Consider the following 20,489-nt stretch of genomic DNA (forward strand, 5'->3'; position numbering starts at 1 on the left):
ATAAAAAATAAATTAATGGGGAATATCCATGGCAGAGTGGAATGGGGAATACATCAATCCGTACGCGGAGCATGGTAAAAAAAGCGAACAAGTAAAAAAAATTACTGTTTCGATCCCGCTTAACGTACTAAAAGTATTAACTGATGAGCGTACTCGTCGACAAGTGAACAACTTACGTCATGCAACAAATAGTGAATTACTATGTGAGGCTTTCTTGCATGCATTTACCGGGCAGCCATTACCAGATGATAGTGACTTAACTAAAGATAATGATAACGCTATGCCTGAAAGTGTTCGTAAGCTGTTAGCCGAAAAAGGTCTGCTTGAAGAATAACTATTTTCTACAGCGATTAAATACAAAAAAAAGCACCTAAGGTGCTTTTTTTATTTGTGTTACTCAAAAATTTATTGGTGCTTTAATAGTGAGTTTATTTTATTGCCTACTGCATGTAGTTTTCAGGCATATCAATTTTAGCTACACCTGAATCAACCGCTGCTTGTGCAACAGCAAATGCAACTTGTTTAAGTAAACGAGGATCCATAGGTTTAGGGATAATGTAGTCTTTACCAAAACTTAATGACTTACTGCCACTCGCGATTAACACTTCCTCTGGAACTTCATCTTTGGCAATTTTACGAATCGCATGCACCGCGGCAATTTTCATTTCATCATTAATGGTTTTAGCACGCACATCTAAAGCGCCGCGAAAAATAAATGGGAAACATAAAACATTATTCACTTGATTTGGGTAATCAGAACGACCCGTTGCCATAATTAAATCATTGCGAGCAGCATGAGCCACAGCGGGATCAATTTCAGGGTCAGGATTTGAACAAGCAAAAACAACAGGATTAGGTGCCATTAACTCTAATTGTTCAGCCGATAATAAATTGGGCCCAGAAACACCAACAAAAACATCCGCGCCTTCAATAGCATCTTCTAGTGTTCGCTTATCGGTATTGTTAGCAAAAAGCTTTTTGTATTCATTTAAATCGTCACGGCGAGTATGAACAATACCTTTACGATCGAGCATATAAATGTTCTCACGCATTGCTCCACATTTTATTAGTAACTCCATACAAGCGATCGCTGCAGAGCCTGCACCTAAGCAAACAATTTTAGCAAACTTAATATCTTTGCCCTGAACTTCTAGCGCATTGATCATGCCAGCAGCAGTAACTATTGCAGTACCGTGTTGATCATCATGAAAAACAGGTACTTTACAACGCTCAATTAATGCTTTTTCAATAATGAAACATTCTGGGGCTTTGATATCTTCTAAATTAATACCACCAAAACTATCAGCAATATTAGCTACGGTATTGATAAAGTCTTCAACGGTATTGTGCTTAACTTCAATATCGAATGAATCAATATTAGCAAAGCGTTTAAATAATAATGCCTTACCTTCCATTACGGGCTTTGATGCCATAGGACCAAGATTGCCTAAACCTAAAATGGCTGTACCATCACTTATAACCGCGACTGTATTACCTTTATTTGTATAGCGATAAACATCATCAGGATTCTTGGCTATTTCACGAACAGGCTCAGCTACACCAGGGCTGTAAGCTAAAGATAAATCTTTGGCAGTTTCAGCGGGGGTGGTGATAGTTACAGATATTTTACCCGGAGTTGGTAATTCATGATAATCAAGAGCTTGTTGGCGAAGGTCAGTCATATTGATACCTTAATACTAATTGAGTTTAACAGCTTACAGAAAATGTAATACTACCTGAAAACTTTCAGCTTTCTGTAATGATGTGTTATTTTTTTTATTATAAGTAATATCGGTTTTGTTACGATTTAAAGACAAACAAGCGTTTAACTATGCCTCATTGATAGAAACACGTATAAAGATGATGAAATTTAGATACAAAAAAGCCGGGCTCACTTTAAAGTAGGCCCGGCTTTTTTCGATTTTAGTAATTACTCAGCGAAAGGGTTTACTAAAATAATTGTTTCGTTACGATCAGGACCTGTTGAAATAATATCAACTGGCACACCAGTAACTTCTTCAAGGCGTTTGATGTAAGCAATAGCATTTGCTGGTAATTGCTCAACACTTGTTGCGCCAACAGTTACTTCATCCCAACCAGGAACAGTTTCGTATACTGGAGTGATGTTTTCGTAACCTTCTGCAGCCATTGGTGGCACAGTTAACACTTCACCTGATGCAGTCTTGTAACCAGTACAAATTTTAAGTTCTTTTAAGCCATCTAAAACATCAAGCTTAGTTAAACAAAAACCAGTAATAGAGTTAACTTGTACCGCACGGTGCATAGCAACAGCATCAAACCAACCACAACGACGCTCACGTCCTGTAGTTGCACCAAACTCATGACCAACAGTACCTAAGTGGTGACCGATTTCGTCGTCAAGTTCAGTTGGGAAAGGACCAGAACCAACACGAGTTGTGTAAGCCTTAGTGATACCTAAAATGTAGTCTAAATGACAAGGACCAAAACCACTACCAGTAGAAACACCACCAACAGTAGTATTTGAAGAAGTAACGTATGGGTATGTACCGTGGTCAATATCTAAAAGTGTACCTTGTGCACCTTCAAACATGATTGAGTCACCCGCTTTACGTGCTTGGTCTAACATTTCAGAGATGTCAGCAGTCATTGCTTTAATTGTATCAGCTACAGCCAGTGCATCAGCTAATACAGTATCAAAATCAACTGGCTCTGCTTTGTAGTAGTTAGTTAAAACAAAGTTATGGTATTCCATAATTTCTTTTAACTTAGCAGCAAATGACTCAGCATCGAATAAATCGCTAACACGTAAACCGCGACGAGCAACTTTATCTTCGTAAGCTGGACCAATACCACGACCGGTAGTACCGATTTTCTTATTACCACGAGCAGCTTCACGTGCCGCATCTAAAGCGTTATGGTATGGCAAGATAAGGGGACATGCATCACTAATTAGTAAGCGTTCTTGTACTGGAACACCTTTAGCTTCAAGCATCTTAATCTCTGTCATTAGTGCCTTAGGACACAATACAACACCGTTACCGATTAAACATTTTACGTTATCACGTAAAACGCCTGACGGTATTAAATGTAATACGGTTTTTTCACCGTCAATTACTAGTGTATGACCGGCATTGTGACCACCTTGATAACGAACAACTAAGCTCGCTTTATCAGTTAGTAGATCAACGATTTTACCTTTACCTTCGTCACCCCATTGGGTGCCTAAAACTACGACGTTTTTGCCCATAATATTAATTTACATATTTCCAAAGAAAATTAGGCGGGGATTTTAACAAACACAGGCGATTAGATCACCTATTTTATAATCTTTTTTGTAGTTGAATTGTTAACCAACAATTGTCGATAAAACAATCATAGTTAAAAGTGATGATTTATTGATTGAAAAACAACAACATAAAACCTATTAACAGTAATGCCCCTCCCATCTGACGAAGTACTTTAGGATTTTCTTTGGCCAGTTTTGACATAAATTCTTGCCAGCGATTAGGAAAGAAAAATGGCCCAATACCTTCAAAAATGAGCATTAATGCTAAGGCGGTAATAACAATTGATAGTGTCATATATCACTTCTTTATGGCTGATATTAATAAAAAACCCCAACTTGAATGTTCAAATTGAGGTTTTAATAATTACATCTAGATTAGAATCTTAGCGTATTAAACTATTTTTTAGTTGCTTTTAAGTAGTTAAAGAAGTCGCTATCAGGTTTAACCACCATGATGTCACTCTTACTGCTAAAACTATTTTCATAAGCTTCTAAACTACGAATAAAGCCATAAAACTCTGGATCTTTACCGTAAGCATCAGCATAAACCTTAGCGGCTGTTGCATCACCTTCACCACGTAGGGTAAATGCTTGTTTTTTCGCATCAGCTAACATGATAGTTACTTTAGCATCAACAGTTGCTCTAGCTACTTCTGCTTTCTCTCGACCTTGCGAGCGATGCTCTTGTGCTACCGCTTTACGCTCTGCACGCATACGTTCGTAGATCGCATTACTTACTTCTTTTGGTAAATTGATTTGCTTAACACGTACATCAATAACTTCAATACCAAGGTCAGCTTTACTTGATTCTGCACTAATAAGCGCTTTTTCCATTAATGAATCACGGTCGCCAGAAACAATCTGTTTAATAGTACGAGTACCAAATTCGGTACGTAAACCATTATTCACTTTTTGTTTTAATAGCGCACGAGCATTATCAATGTTACCGCCGGCTGTACGTACATAGTAAGTAGAAAAATCAACGATTTTCCATTTAACGTACGAATCAACTAATAGATCTTTTTTCTCTGATGTAACAAAGCGATCTGGTGCACCATCAAGAGTTTGAATACGCGCATCAATTTTATTTACACGCTCAATAAAAGGTATCTTAAGGTGTAAACCCGGCTCATAAATTCGCATTTCGCCAGCTGAGTCTCGTTTAATTTTAGAGAATTGAAATACTATGCCACGCTCGCCTTCATTAATAACAAAGATTGAAGACACAGTTAACATCGCCAATAAGACAACTATGATAATTGAAAAGTTTTTCATGATTAGTTATCTCCTCGGCTAAAACGATCAGTTCGGCTAGACGTTGAATTCACAGATGAATTCTGGCCTTGCGAAGGATTAACCGGTTTTAATGGTGTTAAGCCACGGTTATATTGGTTAACCGGAGCTTGTTGTTGCTGTTGCATAATTTTATCTAATGGTAGGTACATCATGTTATTACCACCATCAACATCAACCATAACTTTAGAAGTATTACTGTATACTTTTTCCATTGTTGTTAGGTATAAACGCTGACGAGTAACTTCAGGAGCCGCTTTATATTCAGGTAATAGCTTTTCAAATTTAGCCACTTGACCTTCGGCTGCTAATACGATTTGTTCTTTATAAGCTAACGCATCTTGTTCCATACGTTTTGCCGCACCACGCGCTTCTGGTTCAACAGATAATGCATAAGCTTCAGCTTCTAAAACAAAACGTTCTTCATCTTCTCGAGCGGCAATCGCGTCATCGAACGCGTCTTTAACCTGCTCTGGTGGACGAGCATCTTTAAAGTTAACATCAGAAACAATAATACCAAGATTATACGGTTCAATGATTTTATCTAATTCACTCCAAACCGATTGACGTACTTGTTCACGACCTGACGTTAATACTTCATCCATTTTCGAATGACCAACAACGTAGCGCATTGCACTATCAAAAGCGTGTTCTAAACTTGCATCAGAATTAGTTACACTGAATAAGTAATCGCGAGCATTAACAATACGATATTGCACTTGCATTTCAACGCTAACAACGTTCTCATCTTCAGTAAGCATAAAGCCACCTGAAGGTAAGTTACGAGTTGTTTGTACGTCAACAGGAATAACTTTTTCAATGAAGGTAGGCTGCCAGTGAATACCTGGTTCAACCATTGAGCTAAATTCACCAAAAGTAAGTACTACGCCACGCTGTGCTTCTTTGATAGTGTAAAAACCACTTACGCCCCAAACAACAGCAGCGATAGCAATTACAATACCAGCACCAATGCCGCTAAAGCTCTTGTTTGATCCACCAGTACCTTTTGGCTTATTACCAAAAATACCACCGAATTTATTACCAAGATCTTTTAGTAATTCATCTAAATCAGGTGGACCTTGATCACGTCCGCCTTTATTTTTCCAGGGGTCATTATCGTTCTTCCCCGGTTCATTCCAAGCCATTTTGCTCTCCGCTATGTTGCAATATTTAAAAATATTATTTTGCTAATGTCTGATTTATGTACTGACATTAGCGTTATGGTAACTAATATATCAATAAGTGTTACTAAAGCCATCTATTTTATGTTCTAACTTTGTAAGTATTTATTGTTTTAAGAGTATTAATGCTCAATAAAAGCTTCTATTTCAGATTCAGGCGCTTTTATTAATCGATTCCACTCTCGAAGCGGCATTTTGATTTCCATTAAACAATTGCCTTCATCATCAAAATGTTCTTCGGCAATACAATCTAACTCATACAAAGTACCGCGCAGTTTGCCTGCTCGAGGCGGAATTTTTAAACTGTATTTTACTATTTCTGTTGCTAATAATTCAGATAACGCTTGTGACAACAACTCCATGCCAATATTTGCACGCGCCGATAACCATACTCTGATTGGTTTGCCAAACTCGTCTCTATCAATACGAGGAGCAACATCGGCTAAATTATCTATTTTATTACAAATTAACAACTGTGGAATGTCATCAGCTTCAATTTCTTCTAATACATGCGCAACTTGCGCCATATTGTCAGCTCGTCGCTCATCCGATATATCGACCACATGCAATTGTAAGTGCGCTTCACGAGTTTCGGTTAGCGTTGCTTTAAACGCAGCAACTAAGTCATGGGGTAAATGACGAATAAACCCAACTGTATCAGCTAAAATAATACGACCAACATCTTTAATCTTTAGTTTACGTAGTGTTGGATCTAACGTTGCAAACAATTGGTCTGCAGCATATACATCGGCATCGGTAATACGATTAAATATAGTCGATTTACCCGCATTGGTATAACCAACTAGCGAGACAGTTGGCAATTCTGAACGTTGACGTAATCGTCGACCTTGCATGCGCTGCTTTTCAACTTTTTCAAGGCGCTTGCCTATGTTATGCATACGTTCACGTAATAAACGTCTATCCGTTTCGAGCTGTGTTTCACCTGGGCCTCTTAAGCCGACACCACCTTTTTGCCTCTCAAGGTGAGTCCAACCTCGAATTAAACGGCTACTCATATGCTTAAGCTGCGCAAGCTCAACTTGTAACTTACCTTCATGAGTACGAGCTCGTTGAGCAAAGATATCTAAAATCAGTGTCGTTCTATCGATCACTCGACATTCACAAAGTGCTTCTAAGTTTTTTTCTTGGGCAGGAGTTAGCGCATGATTAAATAAAATCACGTCTGCTTCGAATGAACGAACAGCTTCAGCTATTTCTTGAGCTTTACCACTACCGACAAAAAATTTAGGATGGGGAGAATCACGCTTACCGGTTAAAACGGTTAAAGAATTTACGCCTGCAGAAGATACTAACATTTCAAATTCTTGCTGGTCTTCGCGGGCGTTTTCTTGCGGAAAATCTATGTGAACAAGTACTGCTTGTTCACCTGCTTGATGCCTATCAAACAAGTGAACAATTCCAATTCAATTTCATTTAAGCTTTATTCCATCGAGTGATCTGAATCAGTCGAAGTATTTACTGCACGTGACGGTACAACCGTTGAAATAGCATGTTTATATACCATTTGGCTTACCGTGTTTTTTAATAAGATAACAAATTGGTCAAATGACTCAACTTGGCCTTGTAGTTTAATACCGTTGACAAGATAAATTGCCACTGGAATGCGATCACGACGTAAAGCATTCAAAAATGGGTCTTGTAAAGATTGACCTTTTGCCATTATATTGGCCCCTTTTTTTATTGTATATTCGGTTAATATGTACCTAACTTACTAAACAATTTGTTTTTATTTTAGTAGGTTAGACAACGAGCTTTTTAAGTATACACTATGATTTAAACTTTGCTAATGAATAACGAAATCTGTTAATAAATTCTATTTTTACTGCATAGAACTATCTTTTAGTCGTCATTTCAGCGCATTTAAAACCTTTTGTAAATTTGTTTCATCATTGGTGGTTAGCCAATTTAATTCTGGCCAACCTCTGAGCCAAGTTAGTTGGCGTTTAGCTAACTGCCTTGTAGCACAGACACCACGAAAAACCATTTCGTCATAGTCCATTTCACCATTAAGGTGTTGCCACATTTGTCGATAACCAACACAACGTATTGATGGCAAGTTTTCATTTAAATCACTGCGAGCTTTCAGCTTCTCAACTTCTGCTTGAAAACCTTGTTCCAGCATAATGTTAAAACGTAATTCAATGCGTTGATGCAATTCGGCACGCTCAGTTGTAGTAATGGCAAATTGCAATACTTTACCATCAATTGTATCACCTTTAATTTGCGTTAACTCGGTCATCGTCTTATTAGATATACGATAAACTTCTAGTGCACGAGTTAATCTTTGCGAGTCATTTTCATTAATTCGCTGTGCTGAAACAGGGTCGACTTCGGCAAGTAATTTATGAATATGATGCCAACCTTTCTGCTCAGCCAATTCTATAATTTCAGCACGAATCTTAGCATCAGCATTAGGCAGTGGAGACATACCTTCAAGTAGACTCTTGAAATACATCATAGTTCCACCAACAAGAACCGGAATACGACCGTTACTGCGGATCTCAGCAATTTCACGTTTTGCATCTCGGCAAAAATCTGCAGCGGAGTAACTCTGCGCAGGATCGATAATATCAATCAAACGATGTGGATATTTAGCCAGCTCTTCATCAGTTGGTTTAGCGCTACCGATATCCATGTCTTTATAAATTAGCGCAGAATCAACACTAATAATATCGCAAGGTAAGTGATCACATAATTGCATAGCAAGATCAGTCTTACCTGAGGCTGTTGGCCCCATTATGCAGATCACTGGTGGTAATTCGGATGTATTAATTGCGCTCATTGTGCTTATTTATTTAGTTTGCTAATGACAGATGTAAGGTCGACTTCACTAGAATTCAAGCGCACATAGTCAGAAAGATCAATGTTTTGCATTGTTTTTACATTAACAAACAACTGCTGGGCGGCGACAATATCAATAGTTTGAGGGAGTTTTAATGCGGCAAAGGCCTTAACCCAATCTTGCTCAGCTGCATTATCTGAAGCCATTAAGAGCGCTAATAGCCTAGTAAAACTAGTTTGTACGTCTTGATCGCGTAAAGGGGCAGGATATTGTTTTATTACACACTGAACACTAGATTTAAATTCAAGTTTAATGCCAGCATGAAAAAATTCATCGACATTATTTTTAATAAACTCAGCAGCATCTTTATCAACAGTTAGGCTAACAGGTAATAGCAATGGCTGAGAAACAATACCTTGGCTAAATGATTGGCTAAGCTGAGTAATAAGTTGTTGCTTAGCTAAAGGCAATAAGGCGAGACAATATAACTTACCATCTTGTTCAATAAGAGCTGTGGTTTCGGCCACCATAGTCAATAAAGCTATACCTTGATTAACCATAACTGTGGTTTGTGTATGCTTAATATCATCAATAATAGGTTGTTGATTTGGAGCTACTTGTTGCTGTGTATCAATAATAGGTGTTACTAAGCTTTGATAATTATCGACAGCCTGCTTTGAAGGTTTTGCAGAGCTTGAATAGTAATTACTGCCAGCAGCTGAGTAATTAGAGCCAGCGTAAGAGTTAGCTTGACTATAGCCGCTAGAAGTTTCCACAGCCTTTAATGGCTGAATATAATCTCGAGCCGGCGCTGCAATCTCACCAGTTTGTTGGTCAACAAAACTATTATCATGACTATATTGGTGCTCTTGCCAGTCATTATTTAGCGTTTGCTCAATCGCAGAACAAATAAAATCATGCACTAAACGGGCTTGATGAAATCTAACTTCATGCTTTGACGGATGCACGTTTACATCAACTTCTGCGTAATCTAAATTGAAAAATAATACGAAAGCAGGGTAACCATCATGCCCCATTCGCTCGCCGTAAGCTTGACGGATAGCATGATTAATTAATTTATCGCGCATCATACGGCCATTGACATAGCTATAGGCTAAATCATTATGGCTACGATAAAAGCTTGGCTTAGCAATCCAACCCCAAAGCTCTAAATTGTCATGTTTAAATTCGAGAGGGATGGCGTTATCAATAAAACTTTGACCACAGACAGAAGCAATACGTTTTTCGATCTGTTTTTCAGTTTTAGCACTGCGATACTGGCGGATCACTTTAGCGTTATGGATTAAGGTTATGCTTTTATCTAATTGTGATAAAGCGATACGACGTACAACTTCATCAATATGAGTAAATTCGGTTTTTTCGGTACGTAAAAATTTTCGGCGGGCAGGCGTATTAAAAAATAAGTCCTCAACATCGATAGTTGTGCCTTTAGGATGAGCCGCAGGTTTTACGTCCACTGTCATATCTCGACCAACAGCAATTGCTTGCCAAGCAGAGTCTTGCTCATCCGTTTTCGATGTAAGAGTTAAACGCGCGACAGAGCTAATACTCGCTAAAGCTTCGCCGCGAAAGCCAAGGCTAACAATAGACTCTAAGTCATCTAGATTTTTGATTTTACTGGTGGCGTGACGACTAAGCGCTAAGGTTAATTCATCTTTAACAATACCACAGCCATTGTCGGTTATCTTAATGCGTTTAGCGCCGCCTTTTTCAATATCGATAATGATATTAGTCGCGCCTGCATCAATGCTGTTTTCAACTAATTCTTTAACTACAGAGGCTGGGCGCTCAACAACTTCGCCAGCTGCTATTTGGTTAGCAAGGCGTGCGGGCAATATCGCTATAGACATAAACTAATTAACTCGAGGGATTGTTAAAGTTTGACCTATTCTGACCACATCAGATTTAAGGTTGTTAGCAAGCTTGAGTGATTTAACTGAAACTTTATAACGCTTAGCCACAACTGACAAAGACTCACCACTACTCACTTTATGCTTAGTTGGCTTGCGAGAAGCAAATAATGAACCTTCCGGCGGATATTGTTGGAAATAACGTCTTATGCCTTTAAATACCGCAGATGCTAATTTATTTTGATGCGTTGGCGACATTAAGTTTTTGAAATCATAAGGATTTGAAATAAAACCAGTTTCTACAAGCATAGATGGAATATCAGATGATTTTAAAACTGCTAAACTCGCATTTTGCGGTTCGCGCTTATGCATTTTGGTGATTTTAGCCAGTTCTGAAATCACATTTCTGGCCGTACTATCACTTATTTCTAACGACTTATCTTTGGTTAAGTCGGCAATAAATACTGCTAGATGTTCATCATTAGTTTTCTTGATTAACTCACCACCACCACCAAGTAGCTCGGAGTTTTTCTCTCGGTTAACTAACCATCGTGATAGCTCAGATTGAGCTCTTGAATTATTTACGATCCAAACAGACGCGCCTCTTGGTTGGCTAGTATGGAATGCATCGGCATGAATAGACACTAAGAAATCGACTTCTTTTTCACGAGCTATTTGGGTGCGTTTATTCAAATTAACAAAGTAATCACCGGTACGAATAAGAACCGCTTTCATACCAGGCTCAGCATTAATTACTTTAGCTAGTTTTTTTGCGATGGTAAGAGTGATTTTCTTTTCGTAAGTACCGTTTTTAGAAATTGAACCTGGGTCTTCACCACCATGGCCTGCATCTATACCAATGACAACATCACGACTATTATTCTTTGGCTTATGGCTTGCTGTCACGCTACGTTTTGTGTCATTTAAATCAACAACTAAGCGATTACCATAAGGTCCTGCGGCAGGTAACGGGAAAATATGTTCTTTATACTTTTGCGATAAGTCTAAAACGATACGGGTAACGCCTTTCGCACTCGTTTTACTGGTACGGATTGTTTTAATGCGTTTATCATTTTTAGCAAGGTTAGTTAAATTAACAATGTTTTGCGCATTTTTAAAATCAATCACTAAGCGTGTTGGTTTTTGTAGGAAAAAGTAGCTGTAGTTAGGCGTTTCAGATAAATCAAAAACGACTCGAGTATTTTCTGGTGCAGGCCAAATACGCACGCCTTCTATTACGTTAATAGCCCAAGCATTTGGAGCTAATAAACCTAATAAGAAAATAACTATTTTCAGACTACTATTGCGCATAACTTTTTTATTCAATCCTTAGACTACAAGAATAATATTTAACTTATTCTACTTTAAATTTTTTATTATATTATTACCCAGATCGCTCATCGCTGTTAACGTGATACGTCTTTGCTCATTATCATATTCCATATTAATAATAAGGTCTTCTTTTGCTAACAAGCCTGTGCCCTTTTCTGGCCATTCAATAAAACAGCAACACTTATCATTAAAGTAATCTCTTATGCCCATATACTCAAGCTCTTCTGGGTCAGATAAACGATATAAATCAAAATGGAATACTTTCCAAGGGTCTAAGTCATAAGGCTCAACTATGGTATATGTAGGACTTTTTACATTACCGGTATGACCCATGCCCTGAACAAAACCTCTGGTTAAAGTAGTTTTACCTGCACCTAGGTCACCATTTAAAAATACCACTAACGATGGTACATCCAATGCTTTTGTTACTTGTGCTAGGCTTTTGCCCATGTTTACTGTTGCAAACTCGTCAGACAGAGAGAATTGTACTTGGTTCATTTATCAAAGGTTCACTAATTGTCGAATATAAGGAAAAAGATCACTAGCCAACAAACCTTTTTCACCTTCTTTAGCTGCAATATCGGCAGCTTGGCTATGAATATCTACGCCTTGGCATGTGGCATAAAATAAGTCGTCTAATTGTAAACTTAATGCCGCTAATATACCAGAGAGAACATCGCCCATCCCCCCACTTGCCATTCCTGGATTACCTGAAAAGTTAATCGCCACACGTTTACCATCACAAATTAAAGTACCAGCACCTTTTAATACAACAATACCACCATATTTTAATGCTATTGCCTGAACCGCAGCAAAGCGATCGTTTTCAACCTCAGCAACACTTACACCGAGTAGCCTTGCGGCTTCACCTGGATGCGGGGTTAAAACCCAATTCTCATTAAACCTTGGCTTCTTAGCCAATAAATTTAATCCATCGGCATCAACAATCAATCGTTTTTGTTGGGCCAAGGCAAAATCAAAATGCCGTTGTGCCCAATTATCAGTACCTAACCCTGGACCGATCACTATCACATTGGCTTTCGCTATTTTTTGTTGCTCTGATTTTTCATTATTATCGATATCAACCAACATAATCTCTGGACGGTTACTAACCACAATCGACTTATTTTCAACATGGCAAGCTAGCGCTAGTAAACCGGCTCCACTCCTTAAGGCAGCTTCTGTGCATAACCTTGCTGCACCCGGCATGCCTTTATTGCCGGCAAGTGCTAATACAAAACCACTATTGCCTTTATGGCCTGCTGCTAGCCTTTTAGTAAGTTGTGGCAAATTACTTCTATGATTGATAAGAATATTAGATGGAACCTGGTTGGCAAACTCATCTGCAATGCCAAGCCCTGCTATATAAATATCACCACAATAGTTTTTAGCCTCGCCGGTCAGCATGCCTTGCTTCAAGGCAATAAAACAAACGCTTAACTTAGCTTTAATGCAAGCATCACTTACTTGCCCAGTATTCGCATTTAATCCTGAAGGTAAGTCTATGCTTAACACTGGCTTATTCAGCACATTAACAAACTCTATCAGCTCACGGTAATTTGGTTTAAGCGCACCTTTTATCCCAGTTCCTAAAATTGCATCAATAACAACATCAATTTTTTCTTTAGCAATATTATCTAAAGAGCTAAATTCTCCTGCAATTTTCAGGTATTTCTCACTCGCAAGAGCAGCATCTCCTTGATAGTCATCAAAACTTGCTAAGGCATGCAAATAAACGGTTAAGCCTGCAGCTTTAGCTAATCTGGCAAAGACAAAACCATCACCAGCATTATTACCACGCCCACATACAACTAAAACAGTTTTCGCTTGCGGCCACTGTTGTTTAAATAATTCAAATGCAGCTAAACCTGCCGACTCCATCAACTGATACAAGGTTATGCCTTTTTGCTCGGCAATTTTCCCTTCATTATTCTTAACTAGTTCAGCGTGATAGGCATGCTGTGGTATGCTTGCTTGTAATTTAATTGGCAACATAATTTATCTTATGAGTGAACAACCTACTATTAACTATCAAGATTTAGCAGAAAAAATCAAGCTTTGGGGGAAAGAGCTTGGTTTTAGTGATGTTGGTATTTGTGATGTTGACTTAAAAACTCATGAGCAAGCATTAACTAAATGGCTCGAAAATGGCTATCACGGTGATATGGATTATATGGCCCGCCATGATTTAATGCGTGCTCGCCCTGCTGATTTATTACCTGGGACATTACGTGTTATCTCTGCTCGATTAGATTACCTACCTACCGGTGCTAAATTTGCCAAAATTTTAAAGCAAAGTGACCATGCTTATATTTCTCGCTACGCCTTAGGGCGTGATTATCACAAGTTAATGCGAAATCGTTTAAAGCAATTGGGTGATAAAATTACCGCCCATTGTGAACAGCTTAATTTCCGCCCATTTGTTGATTCAGCACCCGTATTAGAAAGGCCTTTAGCAGAAAAAGCAGGTTTGGGCTGGGTTGGCAAACACAGTTTATTATTAAATGAACAAGCGGGTTCATGGTTTTTCTTAGGTGAGCTAATGGTAAATATTGAATTACCTATAGACCAACCAAAAGCAAACCAATGTGGTGCTTGTGTTTCATGTATAAAAATATGCCCAACGCAAGCAATAATAGAGCCATACGTTGTCGATGCTCGTCGCTGTATATCTTATTTAACCATAGAACTACGCGATTCCATCCCTGTTGAATTTAGGCCTCTTATTGGTAATCGCATTTATGGCTGTGACGACTGCCAATTAATTTGCCCTTGGAATCGTTTCTCGCAATTAACTAGCGAGGATGACTTTCAACCAAGAAACCATTTTGACCATGTAACCTTATTAGAATTATTTGCTTGGGACGAAGCGACTTTTTTAAAGAAAACCGAAGGCTCACCTATTCGCCGTATTGGTTTTGACTGCTGGCAACGCAATATTGCCGTAGCTTTGGGGAATGCAAAGTATGATCAAAGTATTGTTGAAGATTTAACTAAGCAAAAACAAATCTCAAGCGAAATGGTGATTGAACATATTGACTGGGCATTAGAGCAGCAACAGTTAAAGCTAAATAAATTAAACGAAGAAACAAACCTACGCCTTACACAAAGATTAATTAGAACGATAGAGAAAGGTTTACCTAGAGATGCTAATTAATTACCGATAGCTAGTTGGTGACACAAGATGTAATTCACAATATCGGAAAAAGAGCATCGTCATTCCATCGTGTTTTTGGATGGAATCTCCTCCAGTTTCAAAGTGGCTCGACCGGCTGAAAAGTGCCATTCTGAGACGGTCGTCATGATAAAATTAACTTGAAATATTATTGTTATTTTTCATTCTATTGACTTTATAAAACCAAATAGAAAGCGTTAAAGAAAGCGCTATTGCGAGAAAAAAATTATATTGGGAAAATGCATCACTAACACGAAAAACCCAGTTATCACATGTATTAATGTCACCATCGAAACATGCCATAAAAACTTGGAGGTCAATATATGTAGCCGTCAAATCGAGTGTAATAATTACAATGGCGAAAACGGCTAGAGTAACAAATATCTTTAATAAAAGTCCCTTTCGACTCTTAATCAAAAAAGCATGAATGATTGCAGATATAGAACACAATATTAATAAAGGAATTAAGTTTAAAAGTTCACCCATTGTTTCGCTTATCGACCTCTGTTATTCACTCTAAACTTATCTCATAAGCTCATGTAATTTATAACTTCGCATAGGACCACACATTATAATCCCATCGCTTTCGGTAGGTGGAAACTCATAACTAGCAGTTAAAAGTATATTCTTTATTTGAGTTCTATCTGCATAAAGATATCCAACGCTATACCCGTTTAAATCTGCTTCATTGTATATTTCTTCATCGTCTTTCAAGACTTCATCAAGCTCGACCGACGTTTGCAGGATTAGCTCTTCGTTTTCAAAAAATGATATTCGAAGTTTTGTTGCGGTTGCCCCTTCAATTATTGTTGGGACAAATACAGCTATACCATCTACTTTTTCAGTAGCAGAAGATTGCAATACCTTAGAAAAAGCAGGAAGTTCCTCAAGTTGCTCACTCGATGAACAGGCAATTACTGATGTTGATAGAAGCATTAATATTAATGCGAAATATTTCATATTATTCTTATTGTGACAGGCGGGTTATCACTCTTCTGAGACATAACCTTATATCTCAGAAGTTACCGAAAACTAGCTTTCTTCTACGTACTTAGCGATCTCAGTAATAGCATTTTGCATTTCTGCTAATAAAGGCACGGCTTTATGGATATCACCTTCAACACAAACTTGTTGTAACTGTTCACATACTTTAATTAAGCGTGGAGCAGATAAGATGTTGGCGGTTTTTAATAATGCAGCGTTTATGTCTTTTACTTTTGCTAAATTTTCAGCGGTAAGTGCTTCTTTTAGCTTGGCAAAGTTTTGTTTGTTGCGGTTAAGGTAATCTTCTAACATGAATACTGCCATTTCAGCAGAGCCGTGGTATTGATTAAATTTGTCTAGGTCGATCACCAAGTTATTTATTTTATAGAAACTTGGCTGCATTTCTTCTGTCTCTTCACCAACGCTGGCAATTTGTTGTTGCTCGGTTTGTTTAAGTTCAGAATGAGTTGGCGCAGCTATTATCGATTCCATTTGTGACTTTTGCTTTTCTTGAGCATTAAGTAAGGCTTTTTCTGCACGAGCTTCTTTTTCGTTTTCAAGCATAATAAAGTCAGCGCCAGCGTGATAACTACGGTTAACTAAAATAATTAATCGCCATGCTAAGAAACCACTGGTGAACATTAGTGCCACGATAAATAGAAAACCAATCGGTAGAATTGTTGATTCTTTCACTTTATAACCAATAAATGGCAAGGCTAGTTCAAATTCTGGTAGGTCATAAAAATTAGGTTGTTCAATTAGCGCAGCTGTTTCAACCAAAAAGTCTTGATAAGAGTTAAGCTGTTCAATAACTTTTTTACTGGTATTGTTTTCATCACGCCATTTAGCAAATAATTGCCCTGCTCCCATCAACTGACTAGTAATAGTTTCAATTTCTTTAGTTAACGAATGCAGTTGATCATCTTCTGATTTTTTTGCTAATTCTTTATTGATATTTTGGGTTAAGTTGGCAATTTGAGTTGATATTTGATTAAACTGATGGGCGCTAACCGAAGAAGATAACGCGGTTAACTGGTTCTGAACTTTCAATAATTCTTGATATAAGTACTGATAAAACTGCGCTTCATTCATCGTAGTCATCATTGAATTTATGGTTTCAGTTTTAACTACATTTTGTCTATTTACAAATTGGTAAGAGTGTTTATTTAAGTCGTTTTGTTTTTTACGACGAATGGTATTAACCGATTTAATGATGTCATTTAAAGTGGCAACATTAGCTTTATATTGACCATTACGAGATTGACGAATTAGTAAAAGATCATCTACCAACTCAACAAAGCGCTTATAACCACTAGCAAACGTTTGCGCAGTAATAGCGATATTGTCAGCGGTATTATCACGTAAATTATCATTTACCATTAACACATGCTGTTTACTTAAATCAGCAATTTCAAGCCAAGCTTGCTTTACATCTTCTAAAGGTTGGTCGAGTTCTTGATGGCGAATAGCTAATTGTTGCGCAACAAGTTGATTTTCTAACTCGGCAACACTTTTCATCAATTGCGCGTTATTTTTTATAAAAGGGATTTGTTGTTGATGAAGAAAATCGGCTTTCGATGCTTGTTGGTTATAAAGCCATAGAGATGTACCGACCAAAAGCAACATAGATGCGATTAGCAAAGCTACATATAGAACGCCTTTGCCCAGTATGCTAGTTGGGGTTTTGACGGCAAAATTCACACCATTCATGGTCACAAATCCTTTTTATTTTTCTTATTTGGTTATTAAGTCGTTAATTAACACTTCATCTTAATATTTATGACATTACATTAATACAAGCCTAGCTTAAAAATAAGCATTTTTTTATTAATTGCATAAAAAAAGCCCACTTATTAACTAAAGTGAGCTTTAAAAAGAGAGCTATTATCTAAATATTAAATTTTAAATGCGTGCTCGCGATACACTTTTAACTCGTCTATTGATTCACGAATATCATCTAAAGCTAAATGTGTTCCCTGTTTAACTACATTATCTAACACCTCTGGTTGCCAGCGGCGTACTAATTCTTTAATAGTGCTTACGTCTATATTTCGGTAATGGAACCAGGTTTCAAACTCTGTCATGTATTCATTAATAAAGCGACGATCTTGACCTATGCTATTACCACACATAGGCGAAACACCTTTAGGCACGTATTGGCTAATAAAATCAATTGTTGCTTGTTCTGCTTGCGCTAGACTGGTTGTTGAATCTTTACAACGTTGCGTTAAGCCGCTTTTAGCATGTTGCTCAATGCACCACTCATTCATATTATCAAGAATTTCGTCGCTTTGATGTATAGCAAACACAGGGCCTATAGCTAAAATATTAAGCTCACCATCAGTAATAATTGAAGCAATCTCTAAAATTTTATCTTGTTTAGGCTCTAAGCCGGTCATTTCTAAATCTAACCAAATTAAATTGTTTGCATTTATTGTCATTATAACTTCAAGCCTCTTAAGCATTTGTGATACCAAAAAACATAATGCTTTTGGTATAAATCAATTGGTTAACTAAATTTTCTTTATCTAGCTAGTGCTTGTATAATACCAAGTAATATATGAATTTACATAAATGAATTTCTAAGTTGAATAAACTACGTGGCTAAAGCAAAAAAACTGACTAAAGGTCAAAATAGGCAAATTAAAAAAAACCTAGCGAATAAGCTTAACAAAAACAAACAGGACACCTTTCAAGATAGTGAATTAGGTGAACAACAACCTGGTGTTATTGTAAGCCGCTTTGGTCAGCATGCTGATGTCGAAAGTGCAGACGGCAGTGTGGTTCGTTGCAATATTCGACGTACCGTAAAAAGTTTAGTTTGTGGTGATAACGTCGTTTGGCGCCAAGGTAAAGAAACTATTCATAGTATCAGCGGTGTCATTGAAGCTGTGCATGAACGTAAATCAGAGTTATCAAGGCCAGATGTTTATGATGGTGTTAAGCCAATTGCAGCTAATATAGATCAGATATTTATTGTTTCATCAGTGGTGCCAGCGTTTAATGCCGACATTATTGACCGTTATTTAGTGGCTATTGAACTTACTGGTATTAAGCCAATTATCGTTCTTAATAAAATTGATTTGTTAGAGCCACAAATTCAAATAGAAATTAAAGAGCGATTAGCCATTTTAGAAAACATTGGTTATGAAATAATTTTTGCCAGTAGTGTGGATAACGCAGGGATAACTGAAATAAAAGATCGATTAAAAGATAAAACTTCTATTTTTGTTGGTCAATCAGGCGTGGGCAAATCGACTTTAGTAAATTCATTAATGCCAGGTTTAGACTTATTAACCAATGAAGTATCAGAAGGCTCAGGACTTGGTCAACATACAACAACTGTTGCAAGATTATACCATTTCCCAACAGGCGGAAGTTTAATAGACTCTCCTGGTATTCGTGAATTTGGTTTATGGCATTTAGCTCCCGAGCAAGTTGATGCTGGCTTTGTTGAGCTGCAAGACTATTTAGGTTATTGCAAATTTAGAGATTGTAAGCATCAAAACGATCCTGGTTGTGCATTAAAAGCAGCCGTTGAAGACGGTAAAATTCACCCTTTGCGGTTTGAAAGTTACCAACGAATTCTTGCCAGCCTTGGCGATAACAAATTAACATCTCGATTTAATTAGACGTAAAATATACGTTGTTAAATCGAACACTAATATTTATAAGGACTATCCGTGTCATTAGATAACATGAAAATTGCTTTACAATACGCTATGCCAAAACATGGCCTATCTCGCTTGGTTGGTAAATTTGCAGCAGCCAAGGCAGGCTGGTTAACGCGCTTTGCAATTAGCCGTTTTATTAAAGCCTATGGCATAGATATGAGTGAAGCTAAGTTACAACAACCTAGCGACTTTGCGACCTTTAATGACTTTTTTACTCGTGAATTAAAAGATGGCGCTCGAGTTATTAATCCTGATAGTAAAGAAATTTGTTACCCAGTTGACGGAGCAATTAGCCAACAAGGTGATATTGTCGATGACCAAATTATTCAAGCTAAAGGCTTTAATTACTCTTTAGTTACTCTGTTAGGTGGTAAAGAAGAAACTGCAGCGCCATTTCAAGGCGGTAAGTTTTCAACAATTTACTTAGCACCAAAAGACTACCACCGAATTCACATGCCAATTGCTGGTACTTTAAGAGAGATGATTTTTGTACCGGGTGACTTATTCTCGGTTAACCCTCTTACCGCGCAAAACGTACCAAATTTATTTGCTCGTAATGAACGTGTAGTGGCAATATTTGATACTGAAATAGGCCCAATGGCGATGGTATTAGTTGGCGCAACTATTGTGGCTAGTATTGAGACTGTATGGGCAGGCACTATTACACCGCCAGCAGGTAAACAAGTACAAACATGGACTTACCCTAGCGATGGTGAGAATGCTATCCACTTAGAAAAAGGCGCAGAAATGGGCCGCTTTAAGTTAGGCTCTACTACTGTATGTTGTTTCCCGAAAGATACTATCGAGTTTACCGAAGGCGACGGACCAGAAACAGTTACACGCTTAGGTAAACCTTACGCCAGCGTTACTAAATAAAGCTAATATTAATTTGATCAACTTAGCCTGTG

19 protein-coding genes are annotated in these 20,489 nt (G+C 37.7%); 4 read left to right on the plus strand and 15 right to left on the minus strand.

The window, feature by feature from the left end:
* Window positions 1–28: 28 nt before the first annotated feature.
* Window positions 29–334: a met regulon transcriptional regulator MetJ gene (gene metJ / locus FNN08_RS00350; protein WP_143582654.1), complete on the plus strand. Its 306-nt coding sequence runs from the start codon at window positions 29–31 to the stop codon at window positions 332–334.
* 106 nt (window positions 335–440) lie between these two features.
* On the opposite strand, the gene FNN08_RS00355 is transcribed toward metJ, so the two are convergent.
* The 12 genes from FNN08_RS00355 to FNN08_RS00410 form a co-directional block, all read right to left on the minus strand.
* Window positions 441–1,682 carry a malic enzyme-like NAD(P)-binding protein gene (locus FNN08_RS00355; RefSeq protein ID WP_143582655.1) on the minus strand — a complete coding sequence of 414 codons (1,242 nt, stop codon included), beginning with the start codon at window positions 1,680–1,682 and terminating at the stop codon, window positions 441–443.
* Window positions 1,683–1,930: 248 nt separating this feature from the next.
* Window positions 1,931–3,229 (minus strand): adenylosuccinate synthase, encoded by a 1,299-nt coding sequence (locus FNN08_RS00360; RefSeq protein WP_143582656.1) that lies wholly within the window; start codon window positions 3,227–3,229, stop codon window positions 1,931–1,933.
* A 145-nt stretch (window positions 3,230–3,374) separates the two neighbouring features.
* The gene (locus FNN08_RS00365) at window positions 3,375–3,563 is read right to left on the minus strand and encodes a DUF2065 domain-containing protein (protein WP_143582657.1); all 189 of its coding nucleotides are present in this window, start codon (window positions 3,561–3,563) and stop codon (window positions 3,375–3,377) included.
* A gap of 101 nt (window positions 3,564–3,664) precedes the next feature.
* Window positions 3,665–4,543 (minus strand): protease modulator HflC, encoded by an 879-nt coding sequence (hflC, locus tag FNN08_RS00370; RefSeq protein ID WP_143582658.1) that lies wholly within the window; start codon window positions 4,541–4,543, stop codon window positions 3,665–3,667.
* Between the two features lie 2 nt (window positions 4,544–4,545).
* The gene (gene hflK / locus FNN08_RS00375; RefSeq protein WP_143582659.1) at window positions 4,546–5,706 is read right to left on the minus strand and encodes an FtsH protease activity modulator HflK; all 1,161 of its coding nucleotides are present in this window, start codon (window positions 5,704–5,706) and stop codon (window positions 4,546–4,548) included.
* A 158-nt stretch (window positions 5,707–5,864) separates the two neighbouring features.
* Window positions 5,865–7,151, minus strand: coding sequence for a ribosome rescue GTPase HflX (gene hflX / locus FNN08_RS00380; RefSeq protein WP_143582660.1), 1,287 nt, complete (start codon window positions 7,149–7,151; stop codon window positions 5,865–5,867).
* Window positions 7,152–7,183: 32 nt separating this feature from the next.
* Window positions 7,184–7,423 (minus strand): RNA chaperone Hfq, encoded by a 240-nt coding sequence (gene hfq / locus FNN08_RS00385; RefSeq protein WP_143582661.1) that lies wholly within the window; start codon window positions 7,421–7,423, stop codon window positions 7,184–7,186.
* Between the two features lie 186 nt (window positions 7,424–7,609).
* Complete coding sequence (gene miaA / locus FNN08_RS00390; RefSeq protein ID WP_409574589.1) at window positions 7,610–8,536, minus strand: tRNA (adenosine(37)-N6)-dimethylallyltransferase MiaA; 927 nt, start codon at window positions 8,534–8,536, stop codon at window positions 7,610–7,612.
* Between the two features lie 14 nt (window positions 8,537–8,550).
* Entirely contained in the window at window positions 8,551–10,416 is a 1,866-nt protein-coding gene (mutL, locus tag FNN08_RS00395; RefSeq protein WP_143582663.1) for a DNA mismatch repair endonuclease MutL, read from the minus strand.
* Window positions 10,417–10,419: 3 nt separating this feature from the next.
* Window positions 10,420–11,727 (minus strand): N-acetylmuramoyl-L-alanine amidase, encoded by a 1,308-nt coding sequence (locus tag FNN08_RS00400; protein ID WP_143582664.1) that lies wholly within the window; start codon window positions 11,725–11,727, stop codon window positions 10,420–10,422.
* Window positions 11,728–11,775: 48 nt separating this feature from the next.
* Window positions 11,776–12,246: a tRNA (adenosine(37)-N6)-threonylcarbamoyltransferase complex ATPase subunit type 1 TsaE gene (gene tsaE / locus FNN08_RS00405; RefSeq protein WP_143582665.1), complete on the minus strand. Its 471-nt coding sequence runs from the start codon at window positions 12,244–12,246 to the stop codon at window positions 11,776–11,778.
* Window positions 12,247–12,249: 3 nt separating this feature from the next.
* On the minus strand, window positions 12,250–13,743 hold the full coding sequence (locus tag FNN08_RS00410; RefSeq protein ID WP_143582666.1) for an NAD(P)H-hydrate dehydratase: 1,494 nt from the start codon (window positions 13,741–13,743) through the stop codon (window positions 12,250–12,252).
* Window positions 13,744–13,753: 10 nt separating this feature from the next.
* Between FNN08_RS00410 and queG the strand changes: the two genes are divergently transcribed.
* A complete protein-coding gene (gene queG / locus FNN08_RS00415; protein WP_143582667.1) occupies window positions 13,754–14,905 on the plus strand; it encodes a tRNA epoxyqueuosine(34) reductase QueG in 1,152 nt (383 codons plus the stop codon).
* A gap of 540 nt (window positions 14,906–15,445) precedes the next feature.
* On the opposite strand, the gene FNN08_RS00420 is transcribed toward queG, so the two are convergent.
* The 3 genes from FNN08_RS00420 to orn all read right to left on the minus strand — a co-directional run bounded on the left by FNN08_RS00420 (window position 15,446) and on the right by orn (window position 18,348).
* Window positions 15,446–15,883 carry a hypothetical protein gene (locus FNN08_RS00420; protein WP_143582668.1) on the minus strand — a complete coding sequence of 146 codons (438 nt, stop codon included), beginning with the start codon at window positions 15,881–15,883 and terminating at the stop codon, window positions 15,446–15,448.
* A gap of 72 nt (window positions 15,884–15,955) precedes the next feature.
* Complete coding sequence (locus FNN08_RS00425; RefSeq protein WP_143582669.1) at window positions 15,956–17,617, minus strand: Hpt domain-containing protein; 1,662 nt, start codon at window positions 17,615–17,617, stop codon at window positions 15,956–15,958.
* A gap of 185 nt (window positions 17,618–17,802) precedes the next feature.
* On the minus strand, window positions 17,803–18,348 hold the full coding sequence (orn, locus tag FNN08_RS00430) for an oligoribonuclease (RefSeq protein ID WP_143582670.1): 546 nt from the start codon (window positions 18,346–18,348) through the stop codon (window positions 17,803–17,805).
* Window positions 18,349–18,507: 159 nt separating this feature from the next.
* Between orn and rsgA the strand changes: the two genes are divergently transcribed.
* A complete protein-coding gene (gene rsgA / locus FNN08_RS00435; protein ID WP_143582671.1) occupies window positions 18,508–19,539 on the plus strand; it encodes a small ribosomal subunit biogenesis GTPase RsgA in 1,032 nt (343 codons plus the stop codon).
* A gap of 51 nt (window positions 19,540–19,590) precedes the next feature.
* Complete coding sequence (gene asd, locus FNN08_RS00440; RefSeq protein ID WP_143582672.1) at window positions 19,591–20,457, plus strand: archaetidylserine decarboxylase; 867 nt, start codon at window positions 19,591–19,593, stop codon at window positions 20,455–20,457.
* Window positions 20,458–20,489: the final 32 nt, after the last annotated feature.

Source organism: Thalassomonas sp. M1454 (assembly GCF_007097525.1).
Lineage (GTDB): Bacteria > Pseudomonadota > Gammaproteobacteria > Enterobacterales > Alteromonadaceae > Thalassotalea_A.